At 75.0% G+C, this 14652-nt stretch carries 14 protein-coding genes; 3 read left to right on the top strand and 11 right to left on the bottom strand.

Going from position 1 to position 14652, the window contains the following annotated elements:
- The first annotated feature begins 178 nt into the window (after positions 1–178).
- Positions 179–1993: a serine hydrolase domain-containing protein gene (locus tag ACZ597_RS10870; RefSeq protein ID WP_471327783.1), complete on the top strand. Its 1815-nt coding sequence runs from the start codon at positions 179–181 to the stop codon at positions 1991–1993.
- 4 nt (positions 1994–1997) lie between these two features.
- On the opposite strand, the gene ACZ597_RS10865 is transcribed toward ACZ597_RS10870, so the two are convergent.
- The 4 genes from ACZ597_RS10865 to ACZ597_RS10850 are packed head-to-tail and all read right to left on the bottom strand — an operon-like array spanning position 1998 to position 4057.
- Positions 1998–2366 carry a DUF4180 domain-containing protein gene (locus ACZ597_RS10865; protein ID WP_471327782.1) on the bottom strand — a complete coding sequence of 123 codons (369 nt, stop codon included), beginning with the start codon at positions 2364–2366 and terminating at the stop codon, positions 1998–2000.
- Positions 2367–2426: 60 nt separating this feature from the next.
- Complete coding sequence (locus ACZ597_RS10860; RefSeq protein ID WP_471327780.1) at positions 2427–3059, bottom strand: DinB family protein; 633 nt, start codon at positions 3057–3059, stop codon at positions 2427–2429.
- The gene (locus tag ACZ597_RS10855) at positions 3056–3439 is read right to left on the bottom strand and encodes a VOC family protein (protein ID WP_471327779.1); all 384 of its coding nucleotides are present in this window, start codon (positions 3437–3439) and stop codon (positions 3056–3058) included. The genes ACZ597_RS10860 and ACZ597_RS10855 overlap by 4 nt, the downstream gene beginning before the upstream one ends.
- Before the next feature lie 9 nt (positions 3440–3448).
- The gene (locus ACZ597_RS10850) at positions 3449–4057 is read right to left on the bottom strand and encodes a TetR/AcrR family transcriptional regulator (protein ID WP_471327778.1); all 609 of its coding nucleotides are present in this window, start codon (positions 4055–4057) and stop codon (positions 3449–3451) included.
- A gap of 78 nt (positions 4058–4135) precedes the next feature.
- On the opposite strand from ACZ597_RS10850, the gene ACZ597_RS10845 reads away from it, so the two are divergent.
- Positions 4136–5320: an FAD-dependent monooxygenase gene (locus ACZ597_RS10845; RefSeq protein ID WP_471327776.1), complete on the top strand. Its 1185-nt coding sequence runs from the start codon at positions 4136–4138 to the stop codon at positions 5318–5320.
- Positions 5321–5441: 121 nt separating this feature from the next.
- Here ACZ597_RS10845 and ACZ597_RS10840 read toward each other — a convergent pair whose 3' ends face one another.
- Genes ACZ597_RS10840 through ACZ597_RS10825 form a run of 4 tightly spaced genes read right to left on the bottom strand, consistent with a single transcriptional unit; the run spans position 5442 to position 10541 of the window.
- A complete protein-coding gene (locus tag ACZ597_RS10840; RefSeq protein WP_471327774.1) occupies positions 5442–7049 on the bottom strand; it encodes a phytoene desaturase family protein in 1608 nt (535 codons plus the stop codon).
- Positions 7046–9193 carry a serine/threonine-protein kinase gene (locus ACZ597_RS10835; RefSeq protein ID WP_471327772.1) on the bottom strand — a complete coding sequence of 716 codons (2148 nt, stop codon included), beginning with the start codon at positions 9191–9193 and terminating at the stop codon, positions 7046–7048. Before ACZ597_RS10835 ends, ACZ597_RS10840 begins: the two co-directional genes overlap by 4 nt.
- Positions 9175–10125, bottom strand: coding sequence for an oxygenase MpaB family protein (locus tag ACZ597_RS10830; RefSeq protein ID WP_471327770.1), 951 nt, complete (start codon positions 10123–10125; stop codon positions 9175–9177). Before ACZ597_RS10830 ends, ACZ597_RS10835 begins: the two co-directional genes overlap by 19 nt.
- Before the next feature lie 35 nt (positions 10126–10160).
- Positions 10161–10541: an SgcJ/EcaC family oxidoreductase gene (locus ACZ597_RS10825; protein ID WP_471327769.1), complete on the bottom strand. Its 381-nt coding sequence runs from the start codon at positions 10539–10541 to the stop codon at positions 10161–10163.
- A 260-nt stretch (positions 10542–10801) separates the two neighbouring features.
- Between ACZ597_RS10825 and ACZ597_RS10820 the strand changes: the two genes are divergently transcribed.
- Positions 10802–11668, top strand: a complete 867-nt coding sequence (locus ACZ597_RS10820) for a helix-turn-helix transcriptional regulator (protein WP_471327768.1) — start codon at positions 10802–10804, stop codon at positions 11666–11668.
- A gap of 63 nt (positions 11669–11731) precedes the next feature.
- On the opposite strand, the gene ACZ597_RS10815 is transcribed toward ACZ597_RS10820, so the two are convergent.
- From ACZ597_RS10815 to ACZ597_RS10805, 3 genes are all read right to left on the bottom strand, one after another.
- Positions 11732–13150 carry an amino acid permease gene (locus tag ACZ597_RS10815; protein ID WP_471327766.1) on the bottom strand — a complete coding sequence of 473 codons (1419 nt, stop codon included), beginning with the start codon at positions 13148–13150 and terminating at the stop codon, positions 11732–11734.
- Positions 13151–13222: 72 nt separating this feature from the next.
- Positions 13223–13681, bottom strand: coding sequence for a MoaF-related domain-containing protein (locus ACZ597_RS10810; protein ID WP_471327765.1), 459 nt, complete (start codon positions 13679–13681; stop codon positions 13223–13225).
- A 56-nt stretch (positions 13682–13737) separates the two neighbouring features.
- Entirely contained in the window at positions 13738–14604 is an 867-nt protein-coding gene (locus tag ACZ597_RS10805) for a tyrosinase family protein (RefSeq protein WP_471327763.1), read from the bottom strand.
- Between the last annotated feature and the right edge of the window lie 48 nt (positions 14605–14652).

The raw sequence follows: 14652 nt of genomic DNA, 5'->3' as shown, positions 1-14652 counted from the left end.
CTGCGGGTTGCCTGCGGCGGGCCGGGTTCCGTGCGGGTGCTCCCGTGACGGGTGCCCGCGGGCGGGCCCGGGCCCGTGCGGGGCGCCGGCCGCGGGCCGGGCCGGTGCGGGTGCTCCCGTGCGGGTGCTCGCGGTGTGCGGGTGGCGGAGGAGAGTTCGGCGGACAGGAGGGCCGGTCATGGCGGGAGTCACGGGGGCGGAGACGGAGGCCGCCGGGGGTGGCGGGCCGAGCCGTCGGCGGCTCGGGGCACGGCTGCTGGCGCTGGGCGGGGTACTCGTCCTGCACGCGGCGCTCCCGGGGCCGCCCGCCGGCGCGGCCGAGCGGCGGGCCCTCCAGGGGCTGCGGCTGCGGTACGGATCGGCGCGGCAGGCCGGGCTGCTGGAGCGGCACCTGGAGGGGGTCGCGGAGGAGGCCCGGCGCTTCCTCGGGCCCTCCCCCGAGCACCCGTACTACGCGGGGGCCGTCGTGCTGGCGGGGCGCGGCCGGACCGTCGCCCTGCACCGGGCGATGGGGTACGCGGTGCGGTACGCGGACTACGACGGCCGCACGGACCGGCCGGCGGAGTTCCCGGCGGCCGAGCGGATCGCGATGGCCGAGGACACCGTCTTCGACCTGGCCTCCCTCAGCAAGCTGTTCACCTCGATCCTGGCGGTGCAGCAGATGGAGCGGGGCCGGCTGGAGCTGGAGGCGCCGGTGGACCGGTACCTCCCGGAGTTCACCGGGGGCGGCAAGGAGGCCGTGACGGTCCGCCAGCTGCTCACGCACACCTCGGGGCTGCGCTCGTGGGCGCCGTTCTACCAGGAGTCCACCCGCGAGGGGCAGTTGCGGCTGCTGTGGTCGGTGCGACCTCAGGACACCCCCGGGACGGTGTACCGCTACTCGGACCTCAACCTCATCGCGCTCCAGCTGCTCCTGGAACGGATCACCGGCCGCACTCTGGACGTCCTGCTCCGCGACGAGATCACCGCTCCGCTCGGGATGCACCGCACTCGGTACAACCCGCCCCTCTCCTGGCGCCGGATCACCGCCGCCACCGAGGTGCAGCGCCCGCCCTGGTCGGGCCTGGACCGGGGGCTGGTGTGGGGCGCGGTCCACGACGAGAACGCGTACGCCCTCGGCGGCGCCGCGGGCCACGCGGGCGTGTTCGGCACCGCCTGGGACCTCGCGGTCCTCTCCCGCGCCCTGCTCGACGGCGGGGTCTACGCGGGCAGGCGCATCCTGCGCCCCGCCTCCGTCGAGCTGCTCTTCACCGACTACAACACCGCCTTCCCCGGCGACGACCACGGCCTCGGCTTCGAGCTCTACCAGCACTGGTACATGGGCGCCCTGGCCACCCCGCACTCCGCCGGGCACACCGGCTTCACCGGTACCTCCCTGGTGCTGGACCCCTCCACCGACTCCTTCCTCGTCCTGCTCGGCAACTCCGTCCACCCCGTGCGGACCTGGCGGGCCGGCAGCGCCCCCCGGGTCGCCACCGGCAACCGCTTCGCCCGGGCCGTTCCGGTCCGTACGAAGCACGGCGGCGCGGCCTGGTTCTCCGGCATGGAGACCGGCGGCTCGGGCACCCTCACCCTGCCCCCGCTGACCCCCGCGACGGCGCGCGCCCGGCTGCGCTGCGCGGTGTGGTGGGACACGGTGCCCGGCGCGGGCGCCTTCCACCTGGAGGCCTCCGCGGACGGGACCGCCTGGGAGGCCGTCCCGTTCACCACGGTGCGCAGCACCGGCGGTACCCCCGAGGAGTGGCCGGCGGGGTCGGCGGGCGGCTGGTCGGGCCGTATCTGGCACCGCCTCGAAGCCCCGCTGCCCGCGTGGTCGGCCGGCCGCGAGGTCCGGCTCCGCTTCCGTCACGCGTCGACCGGCCGCTACGTGGGGCGCGGGGTGTACGTGGACGTCCTGCGGGTCGCCGAACCGGCCCGGCTCCTGTTCTCGGAGGACCGCCCGGCGGACGCGTCCCGCATCGAGGCCGCGGGCTGGACCCGCTCGGCGGACTGACCGGTTACGCCGCTCCCTCCAGCCGCTCCCGCAGCTCCTCCAGGTCGGTGAGGAACCAGGTCTGGCGGCCGCGGTTGCACTCGCGGACGAAGTCCCGCAGGGCCTCGCTGCCGTCCGTGTGGCGGGAGATGTCGCCGAGGACGACGAGGCCGACGCGGTAGGTGACGAACTTCTGGACGATGTCCCCGGCGATCCGGGTGCGCAGCCGGAAGAACTCCTCGTCGAACCGCGCGGCCGGCAGGACCACCCACCGGGCGCCCTGCCAGGCGGCGTTGCCCACCAGGTCCATGACGTCCCGTTCACCCCCGATCGTCTCGCCCTCGGGGTCGCACATCAGAACGGGCACGTCGTGGATGGTCTGCAGGATGCTCATGAGGACCGACGCTAGGCCCTGCCGGGCCCCGGGTCGACCCGATTTCGGGCGCCCCGGCCCCTAGGCCCCGGAGCGGCGGTCCCGGTAGAGGTCGCGGAGCAGGGCGATCTCGGCGCCGTGGTGCAGGACCTCCTGGTTGACCCACCAGGCGATGTCGACGAACGGCTCCTCCGCGTCGCCTCCGTGCGGGTAGGTGCAGTACCCGACGGTGTCGAGCGCGGCCTCGTCGACGCTCAGGAGCGCCTCGTGCCAGGCGTCGGCGGCCTTCGCGAACGCGGCCACCGCTCCGGCGGCGTCGCCGGTGACGGGGTGGTCGTCGCGGGTGAGGGTGCGGGTGCCGGCGGTGTGGTCGGCGCGCAGGGTCAGCATCTCCGTGAGGTGGCTCAGCCGCCAGGCGAGGGTGGTGAAGGGCGGCGGCCAGGGGTGCGGGTACGAGGCGGCGTCGCGGCCCCACTCGCCGGTGCGGGCGCCCGCCAGGAGCGTCGCGCGCGCGCCCGGTCCCCGCGTGCGGAGCCGGACCGACCAGCAGTCCGCCACCGGCTCCCAGAGGTACTCCTCGTCGGTCAGGGGCACCACCCGGGTGTCCGTACCGTCCCCGCTGTCCATCACGGGACCCGCCAGCCGGCCGGACAGCCGGGTGGACGCGAACTCGAACTGTCGCACGAGCGGGACGAGTCGGGGTACGCCGTTCACCGCGCCTCCCGGATCAGGCAGAACGGGTGGCCCGCCGGGTCCGCGTAGACGCGCCAGCCCTCGGCGTCTCGGCTGTCGTCCAGGAGCGCGGCGCCGAGGGCGAGCACCCGCTCTTGGGCGCGGCCGAGGTCGGCGACGGCGAGGTCCAGGTGGGCCTGCTGGGGGTGGGCGGGGTCCGGCCACTTCGGCGGGCGGTGGTCGGTGACCTGCTGGAAGCAGAGGACGGCCCCGGACGGGGTGTGGAGCGTGGCCCAGTGCTCGTCAAGGGTCCAGCGCCGGTCGGGCCGGTTGACCTCGCCGCCGAGCAACTCCCCGTAGAACTGCGCCAGCTTGAGCGGTTCCGGACAGTCGAGTACCAGGCACTGCAGTTCGGCGATCATGCCGGGATCCTAGGCGGGAGCGAGCACGGCGTCGAGCATCCGGCGGGCGGCGGCGGTCAGTTCGGCCGGGTCCGGGGCGGGGCGGGAGCGGGCGAGGGCGCCGGCCAGCCGGTCGTAGAGCAGGCCGTCGGCCCAGGCGGCCAGGAGTTCGGCGGACTCCTCGGGCCGGGGTGCGCCGAGGGCGGCGAGGACCGCGGCCCCGCGGGCGCGCGCGGCGAGGCCCGCCTGCCGCAGCGCCGGTTCCAGCTCCGGGCTGCGGGCGGCCTCCAGGCTCAGTTCGAAGCGGGCCAGCTGCCGTTCGCGCCCCCGGGTCAGCCACTCGTGCAGCAGCGTCCCGAGCATCCGCGCGGCGGCGTCCCGGTCGGCCGGGGCGGCCGGGGAGCCGTCGCCGTCGAGGTCGGCGAGGTCCAGCTCGGCCAGCCGCCGGTAGCAGGCGCCGATGAGCGCGGTCCGGGTGCGGAAGTAGTACGAGGTGCTGCCCGCCGGAAGCGCGGCGGCCCCGTCGACGGCGCGGTGCGTCAGGCCCCGCAGGCCGCCGGCGGCGACGAGGGCGATGGCCGTGTCCGCGATCAGCGTCCGGCGGTCGGCGGCGGGGGGCGGGGTTTCCGGGGTGGACATGCACCCACTCTACAGCTGTAGAGTGCCAGCACGCCCTCTACGGATGTAGAGGATCCTTGAACGGCAGGAGGCCGTGCCATGCCCGAAACCCAGCGCCACGCCGTCGTCGCCGGTGCCGGGATCGGCGGTCTGACCGCCGCCCTGGCCCTGCACCGCCAGGGGTGGCGGGTCACCGTGTGCGAACGGGCGGCCGCCCCGACCGCCGTCGGCGCGGGCATCGTCCTCGCCCCCAACGCCCTGCGCGCCTTCGACGCCATCGGCTTCGACGCCGCCCGCGCGGCGGGCCGCGCCGTCCCGGCCTCGATGGGCGTCCGCCGCCCCGGCGGCACGCGGCTCGCCCGCGCCGACACCGCCGCGCTCGCCGCCCGCTACGGCCGGCCCCCGCTCGCCGTCCACCGCGCGGACCTCACCGCCGCGCTGGCCGCGGCACTGCCCGCGGGAGCCCTGGCGTACGGGGCCGAGGTCGCCTCCGTGGACGGGGACGGCGGCCGCGCGGTGGTGCGCACCGCTTCCGGGGACCTCGCCGCCGACGTCGTCGTCGCCGCCGACGGCATCCACAGTCCGCTGCGCCGCCGCCGCTTCCCGGACCACCCGGGCCTGCACTACAGCGGGGAGACCGCCTGGCGGACCGTGCTGCCGTCCGGGCCGGGGGCCGAAGCGGCCGAGACCTGGGGCCGGGGCGAGCGCTTCGGGACGGTCCCGCTCGCCGACGGGCGGGTCTACCTGTACGCCACCGCCGTCGTCCCCGAGGGGTACCGGCCCGCGGACGTCCGCGCCGAGCTGCTGCGGCGGTTCGGCACCTGGCACGACCCGATCCCCGCCCTGCTGGACCGGATCGACCCGGAGCGGGTGCTCCAGCACGACCTGTACGACCTGGCCGCGCCGCTCCCCCGGCTGCACGACGGACGCACCGCCTGGATCGGGGACGCCGCGCACGCCATGACGCCCAACCTCGGCCAGGGCGGCTGCCAGGCCGTCGAGGACGCCGTCGTACTGGCCCACCTGCTCCGCGGGCCGGACGTGCCGGCCGCCCTGGGCTCCTACACCCGGGCCAGGCTCGCCCGTACCGACGCCATCCGGGTCCGGGCCCGCCGGATGGGCCGGGTGGCCGCCCTGACCCACCCGCTGGCCGTGGCCGCGCGCGACCTCGCCTTCCGGGCCACCCCCGCGAGCGCCACGCGGCGCGCGCTGGACGACCTCTTCGACGGATTCACCCTTCCGGGCGGGCCGGCCGGGAATGCGGGCCGCGGCCCGGGGCGTTGAGGCCGGTCACCGAGGCGTACGGGCCGGTGACGGCGGGGAACTGGCCCGCGTACGACGAGTACCAGGCCGAGCCGGAACCCGAGGTCCCGGCCGTGGTCGTCGAGCCCGCCTGACGGGGGGCTCAGCGCCGCTCCAGGACCGCCATCGCCGCGTTGTGCCCCGGGATCCCGCTCACCCCGCCGCCGCGGACCGCGCCCGCACCGCACAGCAGGACGTTGCGGTGGGCGGTCTCCACGCCCCAGCGCCCCGCCTCCCGCCCGTCCGCCCCCTGTTCGTCCGCGTACGGCCAGGACAGGTCCCGGTGGAAGATGTGCCCGCCGGGCAGCCGCAGTTCGCGCTCCAGGTCCGTCGGGGTCTTGGCCTCGATGCAGGGGCGGCCGTCCCCGTCGAAGGCCAGGCAGTCGGTGAGCGGCTCGGCCAGGTGGGCGTCCAGCTGGGCCAGGGTGGCGGTCAGCAGCACCTCGCGGGCCTGCCGGTTGTCCTTCTCGAAGAGCCGGGCGGGGGTGTGCAGCCCGAAGAGGGTGAGCGTCTGGTAGCCCTGCCCGGCGAGTTCGGTCCCGAGGATCGAGGGGTCGGCCAGCGAGTGGCAGTAGATCTCCGAGGGCGGCACGGACGGCAGTTCCCCGGCGGCCGCCTCGCCGTGGGCGCGCCTGAGCTGTTCGTAGCCCTCGGCGATGTGCAAGGTGCCGCCGAAGGCCTCGCGGGGGTCGACGGAGGTGTCGCGCAGCCGGGGCAGCCTGCTCAGCAGCATGTTGACCTTGAACTGGGCCCCCTCGGGGGCCGGGCCGCCGTCGCCGGGGTCCTCGCCGAGGAGTTCGGCCAGGGCCCGCGGGGAGGCGTTGACCAGGACGTCGCGCCCGACGACGGCGCCCTCGCCCGTCGCCGTGCGGAACGTGACCTCGGCGGGGGCGGTGCCGTCCGTGTGGATGCGCAGCACCTCGTGGCCGGTGGCGATCTCCGCGCCGGCCGCGCGGGCTGCTTCGGCGAGCGCGTCGGTGAGGGCTCCCATGCCGCCGACGGGGACGTCCCAGTCGCCGGTTCCGCCGCCGATCACGTGGTAGAGGAAGCAGCGGTTCTGTACGAGTGAGGGGTCGTCGGCGTCGGCGAAGGTGCCGATCAGGCCGTCGGTGAGGACCACGCCCCGGACCAGGTCGTCGGCGAAGCGCTGCTCCACCGCCCGGCCGAGCGGCTCCTCGAACAGCATCCGCCAGGCCTCCTCGTCGTCGATCCGGGCCCGCAGCCCGGCGCGGGTGGGCAGCGGTTCGGTGAGGGTGGGGAAGACCTTGCGGGCGAGCCGGCCGGTGGTCCCGTAGAAGGCCCGCCAGGCCTCGTACTCCCGGTCGGAGCCGGTCAGTTCCGCGAAGGACTCCCGGGTGCGCTCCTCGCCGCCGCCGACGAGGAGTCCGCCTGGGCGGCCGTCGCGCTCGAAGGGGGTGTACGAGGAGACCGTGCGCCGCCGTACCGCGAACCGCAGCCCCAGGTCGTCGACGATCTTCGCGGGGAGCAGTGAGACGAGGTAGGAGTAGCGGGAGAGGCGGGCGTCGACGCCGGCGAAGGGCCGGGTGGAGACGGCGGCCCCGCCGGTGTGGCCGAGCCGTTCGAGGACCAGCACCGATCTGCCGGCGCGGGCCAGGTAGGCGGCGGCGACGAGGCCGTTGTGGCCGCCCCCCACGATCACCGCGTCGTACACGTCCTGCGCGAAGCCCCGGGAGCCTGAGTTGGCGGTCATGGCTCTTGGTAGCACACCTGGCCGAGCCGCTCCAGACAGTGCGCCTCGTCGGCGTGGGCGAGGACCGTGTCGGGGTGCTCGTCGCCGAGGGAGCGCTCGCGGATGCCGGACAGGTCCCGGTATATGGGCAGCGCCTCGTCCCAGCGGCCGAGCCGGCCCAGGCCGACGGCGAGTTCCCGGCGGCTGACCAGGGTGTCGGGGTGTTCGGCGCCGAGGGCCTTGGCGCGGAGCCGGCCGACCTCGCGGGCCTCGGCGACGGCCTCCTCCCAGCGTTCGAGGCGGCCCAGGTTGACCCCGAGGACGTGCCGGGCGCGCAGGGTCTCCGGGTCGGCGGCGCCGTAGGCCCGGGTGCGGTCGCGGGCCAGGGACCGGAACAGGTCGAGGGCCTCGGCGGGGCGGCCGGTGCGGCCCAGGGCGATGCCGGTCTCGTAGCGGGCGGCGAGCGCGTCGGGGTGGTCTCGGCCGAGTACCCGGTCCCGGACGGCGGCGACCTGGCGGAAGCCGGTCAGCGCCTCCTGCCAGCGGCCGAGCCGGCCCAGGGAGTACGCGGCCTCGTAGCGGCTCCGCAGGGTGTCCGCGTGCTCGGCCCCGAGGACGGTGGCGCGGTCCGCGGCCACCTCGGCGGCGGTGGCGTGGGCCTCGGCGTGCCGGCCGAGGGCGCTCAGCGCGCAGGCGAGGCCGTGGCGGCAGCGCAGGGTGTCGGGGTGGAGCGGGCCGGCGGTGCGGACGCGGGCGGCGAGGACCGCTCGGTACATCTCGTACGCCTCTCCGTGCCGGCCGAGGCGTCCGAGTTCGTACGCCTCCTCCTGGCGGGCGGCGAGGGTCTCGGCGTGGTCCGGGCCGAGCACCCGGGCCCGTCCCTGGGCGACGGCCACGTACACGGCGAGGGCCTCCTCGGGCCGGCCGGCGCGGCTGAGGGCGAACGCGCGGGTGTGCCCGGCGGCGAGCTCGTCGGGCTCCCCGGCGGCCGGGGTGTGCGGCGCCAGTCCGTAGGCGGCGGTGAGCCGGGGGTCCTCGGCGGGGGCGGGACGGGTGATGCGGTGTTCGCCGGAACCGGAACCGGCGACGGAGCCGGAGGCGGCGACGGAACCGGAGGCGGCGACGGAACCCGGGCCCGCGACGGGCAGGCCGGCGGCCGGAGCCGGACGGGCCGCCGTCCAGGAGCCGGTGAGCAGGGTCCACTCCCCGCTGGCGGGCCGGGCGTCCACGCCGGCCTTGCGCCCGGCGGTCATCCCCTCGGCCCAGGCGGGCAGCGGGGGCTGCGCGGCGGGCCGCCCGCCGGGGCCGAACCGGGCCTCGACCAGGCGCCGGTGCAGGTGGCGGGCGTCGCCGGGCCGGTCCTCGGGCCGCTTGGCCAGCAGGTCCAGTACGAGCTGCTCGAAGTAGCCGGGGAGCTCGGGCCGGTGGTCGCGCAGCGGTACGGGCGCGGTGTCGCGGTGGCCGACCAGCACGGACCAGGAGTCGCCGAGGTCGAACGGCGGGGCTCCGGTGGCGATCTCGTAGAGGACGCAGCCGAGCGAGTAGAGGTCGCTGCGGTGGTCGACCTCGCCGCCCGCGATCTGTTCGGGCGACATGTAGTGCGGGGTGCCCATGGCCATGCCGCCGCCGGTCAGCTTGGCGGTGAAGCCGATGTCGTGGGCCAGGCGGGCGATGCCGAAGTCGCAGATCTTCACCGTTCCGTCGGTGAGCCGCATGATGTTGGCGGGCTTGAGGTCCCGGTGGACGACGCCCTGGTCGTGGGTGTAGCCGAGGGCGGCGGCCATCTGCTCGGCGATGTCGAGGACCACGTCGACGGGGAGCGGGCGCGCCTCGTTCTCCTCCATGAGCTGGCTGAGGTTGCGGCCTTCGAGGAGTTCCATGACCAGGTAGAGGGGGCCGCCGGCGGCGCTGTCGTCGCCGAAGTCGTGCACGACGGTGACGCCCCGGTGCTGGAGCGAGGCGGCGACCCGCGCCTCACGGCGGAAGCGCTCGCGCAGCACCTGGGTGAAATGGGCGTCCTGTTCGACGCCGACCGGCTTGAGGCACTTCACCGCGACCTGCCGGCCCAGCGACTCGTCGCGGGCGCGCCACACCTCGCCCATGCCGCCGCGCCCGATCAGATCGAGTGACCGGTACCGGCCCTGGATCAGTCTGGACTCCGCCATGTCTTAAAGCCGCCCCCGTTGTCGTGCCGCGCCCTCCCCGGCCGGTCCAGTATGGCCGCTGATTTTCGCAGTGTGTACGCGGAAGGGCGGCTGCCGGGGCCCAGTCGGCGCATCGCTTTCAAGATGTGACCTGGAGGCAGCTGCCAGCGTAGACCTGCGGGAATGGTGCGCAGCACGCGACCCGTGAGACGCAGGCGGCGGGTGACCGCGTGCGGGGGCGGTGCGGGGCGTCCGTACAGCTGGTGCGCCCAGCCGGGCAGGGATCCGTAGGCAAGCCCGACGAGCGGTCTCCACAGCAGGTTTCGGCCAGGGACGAGGTACGGGGGCACGGGCGGGGCCCGCAGGAAGTCCTCGACGGCGCGGGCGTCGGGTCCGGCGGCGAGGCGGGGGCGGACCTGGTCGAAGTAGGCGGCGAGGGCCCCGGCGGTGGCGGGCACGGCGGCCGGGTCGAGGCCGACGAGGCGGGCGTTGGTCCGGTTCTCGTCCACGTAGCGGTCGGCCTGGGCGGGGGTGAGGGGGACGCCGGATCGGCGCAGTACGTGCAGGAAACTGTCGATCTGGGCGCAGTGCACCCACAGCAGCAGTTCGGGGTCGTCGACGGGGAAGGGCTCGCCGGTGTCCGGGTCGGCGGCGGACAGCCTCCGGTGGATGGCGCGGACCCGGGCCCCGGCCCGTTCGGCGGCCTCGGCCGTGCCGTAGGTGAGGGTGCCGACGAAGTCGGCGGTGCGCAGCAGGCGGCCCCACGCTTCGCCGCGGCCCCCCTCGCGCTCGAAAGCGGTGGAGTTCGCCATGACGGCCCGGACGGCGCGCGGGTGCAGGGCCTGGAGGTAGAGCGCGCGGATTCCGGCGATCCACATGACCGGGTCGCCGTGGCACTGCCAGGTGACGGACCCGGGGCCGTAGAGCCCCGGGTCGGCGTCCTCGTAGCTCATCGGTGCCTCCCGCCGGGTTCCTACCCCGGTGGGACTCAGCTCAGCCGTGAGACGTGGTACTGGCGGATCCGCCAGCCGGCTCCGGTGTGCTGGGCGATGAGCGAGAGGCGGACGGGGAGGGGGGTCCCGGCGGGGTCTTCGGGGGTGGGTGTCCGGAAGGTGACGGTGGCGAAGCCGGCGAGGGCCTCGGCGGCGAGGGGGCGCGAGTGCAGGACCTCCACGGCGGCGGTGGTGCCGGGCGGGACGTTCTCGTAGTAGGTCCGTATCTCCGCGCGGCCGTTCAGCAGCCGGGGGGACAGGCCCTGGAAGAGGGCGTCCTCGGCGAAGAGGGCCACGACCTCGTCCACGCGGCCCTCGCCGAAGGCCGCACGCCACTCCTCCAGGATGTCCGCCAGTACCCCGTATCCGTTCGACATACGCCCGTTACCTCCGGTTCCATGGTCAATACCTTGTTAAGACACCATGTTGGCAGCCTACGTACCGATACCGGCTACTTTTCCAAGTGCATAATTAGGCCATGCAGGATCATGCAAGGCAGTACCCGGGGGAATGTTGTGAACGTGACGACTCTGCAGACAAGGGGGGCGGCGTATGCGGTGAGGGCCTGACCGTCTACCGCCAGGCCGTGGTGAAGGGGTGTACGCCCAGGGAGGGCGCACCCGCCTGTCTCCTGCGGATGGGGCTGCTCGTCGCTCCGCCGGACGACCCGACCGTCCTCGTGCCCGTGGCACCGGACGTGGCCAAGGCCGAACTGGTGCGGCCCATCGAGCAGTCGCTGGAGAGGCAGCGGCTGGACGCGCACGCCATCGCCGGCAGCTTCGTACCCGTGGCCGCGATCTACACCGCCGCCAAGCGCGAACACACCGGCTGGGCCACCGCCATCGACGGGGAGAAGGTCGTCCACTCCACGCTGGCGCACGCGGTCCGCGAGTGCCGGGAGGAGCTGATGACGGTGCAGCCGGGGGGCTCGCGCGTCTCCTACGACCTGGACGAGCTCGACCACGTCCGCGGTCCCGCACGGCACCGCACCCTCTACCCGCACGCGGCCCGGACCCACGCGGCCACGCTGCGCCACATCGAGCGGCTCACCGAGGCCGGCTGCGAGGTCCGCACCCTCGACCACGTCTTCGACCGCCTCATCGTCATCGACCGGGCCGTCGCCTACGTCCCGGGCCCCGGCGAGGCCCGGACCTCGGTCCTGGAGATCAGACAGCCCTCCATCGTCTCCTTCCTCGTGCAGGTCTTCGAGGAGGCATGGGAGCGGGGGTCGACCATCGACCCCGGCGCCTCCCGCACGGTGGAGCCCGACATCGCCGACGAGATCCAGCGGGCCGTGATGCGCCTTCTGGTGGCCGGCTACACGGACGAGGCCATCGCCCGCCGGCTCGGCACCAGCCGGCGGACCGTGGCCGCCCACGTCAGCAGGATCGCCGCCACCCTGCAGAGCCGCAGCCGGGCCCAGCTCGGCTACCTCATCGCCACCAGCGGACTGCTGCCCATGGACGAGCACACCGAGACGGACTGCGGCCCCCTGTCGGCCTGACCACCGCCCCTACGAGCACCTGAGAGCCCGGCCGGGAACCTCCCCGGCCGGGCCGGCCGCGCATCAGCCCGGGCTCCGGCGGGCGCGCAGCGCCCGTACCCCGGCGGCCGCCAGCAGCACCAGGACCAGCAGCGTCGACCAGCCCAACTGGCCGCGCGCCTCCGGGTCGAAGGCCATCAGCACCAGCACGGCCGCGATCCCCGCCGCAGCCAGCCAGGACAGGTACGGGAAACCGCGCATCCGCACCACCAGCAGGTGCGGGGACTCCCGCTCCAGCCGGCGGCGCAGCACCAGATGGGCGGCCGCGACGGTCAGCCACATGTACAGCATCGAGCCGCCCATGGCCTTCGCCAGGAACGGCAGGATCCGCTCCGGCCAGCGGTGGTCGAGGGCGATCGCGACGAAGCCGAAGGCCGCCGACGCCGCGACCGCGAGCCGCGGCGCCCCCCGGGCGGAGGTGCGCAGCAGGAGCGCGGGGGCGTCGCCGCGCGCGGCGAGCGAGTGGGCCATGCGGGAGGCGCCGTACAGGTTGGCGTTCATCGCGGACAGCAGGGCGATGAGCACGACGACCTCGATCAGCCGCCCGGCGCCCGGGATTCCCAGCCGGTCGAGCACGGCCACGTAGGGGCTGCGGCCGGGCGTGGCCGCGTCCCAGGGCAGCAAGGTGACGATCACGGCCATGGAGCCGAGGTAGAAGAGGCTGATCCGCCAGATCGCGCTGCTCACCGCCTTGGTGACGGAGCGGGCGGGGTCGCCGGACTCGGCGGCGGCCATGGTGACGACCTCCATGCCGCCGAAGGCGAAGACCACCGTCAGCAGGCCGGCGACGACGCTGTCCCAGCCTTGCGGGAGGAAGCCGCCGCGGCCGGTCAGGTTGTCCAGGCCGGGCGGCTCGACCCCGGGCACGGCCCCGCACAGGGCGGCGACGCCGAGGGCGAGGAAGGCGATGATGGCGGCGACCTTGATGCCCGCGAACCAGAACTCGGCCTCCCCGAACGAGGAGACCGAGAGCATGTTGGACTGGGTGAAGACGGCCAGCGCCACGAGGGCGATCGCCCACTGCGGTACGGCCGGCATCCACTGGTGCAGGATCGTCGCGGCGGCGATCAGCTCGATGGCGACCGCGATGACGGTCACCGCCCAGTACAGCCAGCCCGCGGTGAAGCCGGCCCAGCGGCCGAGGGCCTTGTCGGCGTAGACGGAGAACGAGCCGCTGGCCGGCATGGCGGCGGCCATCTCCCCGAGCATCCGCATGACCAGCAGGGCCAGGGCGGCGGCGAGTGCGTACGACAGGATGATGGCCGGGCCCGCGATCCGCAGGCCGGTCCCGGAGCCGACGAACAGCCCGGCTCCGATGACCCCGCCGAGGGCCAGCATGGTCAGGTGCCGGGGGCGCAGGGCGCCGGCGAGTTCCCCGTCGGCCGGGGCGGGCGCGGCGGGCGCCGCGGGCGGTCGTGGTGTCTGGGTGAGTGGAGCGGGCATGGGCGGTTCCCCCCGTGGACAGAGGTGGGCGGGGCCGGCGTCCGTGGCGCCGGCCCCGCGTCACCGTGCAGGTCAAGAAGAGACGCGCTGGAGCGTCGCGGTGTGCAGTTCGCCGGCGCGGCCGCCGTCGGGGGTGCCGTACGTCCAGTAGACGCTGACGGTGCCGTGGCCGAGGTCCATGACGTGGCTGACGGTCATGCCGGAGGCCTCGACCCAGTTGACGAAGTAGAGGCCCTCGCCCACCTCGCGGACGGAGAGCCGCTCCTGGCCGCTGCGGCCGGCCATCGGGCCTTCCAGGGCGGTCCAGTCGAGGGTGGTGCCGTCGGCGGAGTAGGAGTTGCGCAGGACGGCGCCGTTGTCGAGCGTGAGGACGTACGTGTGGCCCGCGAAGGCGGGGACGGAGGAGGGGGCGGGGGCGGCCGCGGAGGTGGCGGCCGGGGCGGCCGGGGCCGCCGCCTGGGCGGAGGGGGCGGCGGCGAGGGCGATCAGGGCTGCGGCGGCGAGGGCCGGGACGGTGGTGCGCAGGCGCATGGCGGTTCCTTCTCTGTGGTGGTGACGGGGTGTGGGCAGCGGGCGCGCGGGGCGCGTCACTGCGCGTACTGGTAGAAGCGGGTGTGGTCGAGCAGCTCCGAGGGCCGCACCTGCCACGGGGACATCGGCTCGTCGAGGCTGATGACGCGGCCGTGCTGGGGGTCGGAGGCGGGCAGGGGCCGGCGCGGCTCGTAGACCGAGCCGGGGTGCTTGCGCTGCCAGCGGGCCCAGATGAGGTCGATGAAGGTGTGGTGGAGCCAGAAGACCGGGTCGTTGGGTGAGGTCCCGCCGGTCATCTGGCCGCCGACCCACAGGTGGACCCGGTTGTGGTTGTGCCAGCCCTCCTTCTCCCCGACGGTCCAGCCCTCGACCTTGTTGCGGAAGCCCGCGGTGGTGGAGGTGGAGTCCCAGGGGGCGGAGTCGTACACCGGGTCGTCGATCGCCCAGGCCAGTTCGGCGGGCGTGGGGAGGGCGACCGGGTCGGCGGGGCGGCCGAAGTCGCGCATGAGGTACTTCTCCTCGGTCACGCCGACGTTCACCGGCCAGTCGCCCCGGTCGAAGGCGAACGGGCCGGTCATGACCCGGTGGTCGCCGGGGCGGCCGTTGCCGCCGAGGAAGTCGTCGGTCCACGGGCCGGCGGTGGGCGACTGGTCGGTGGTCCAGTCCCAGTAGGGCAGGGTCACCTTCGGGTCGACCTGCTGGAGGGCGCGTTCGAACTCCAGCAGGTACTGGCGGTGCCAGGGGAAGAAGGAGGGGGACATGTGCCCCACCCGCTGCCCGCCCTCGCCGTCGGAGACGAAGTACTGGCCGTGCAGCCGGACGAACTCGTCGTAGACGCCGCGTCGTTTGACCTCCAGGAGGGCCGTCACGAACCTGGCGCGCTCGCCGGCGTCCAGGTCCTTCTGGTTCTTGCGCGTGTACACGTGTGCTTGTTCCTCGCCTTGTCTGAGCGTTGTCGAAGCCCTGTCGGA

The organism is Streptomyces sp. NPDC040718, assembly GCF_055593565.1.
Note: the sequence above shows the minus strand (reverse complement) of the source record. Positions and strands in the feature narration are given on the sequence as shown.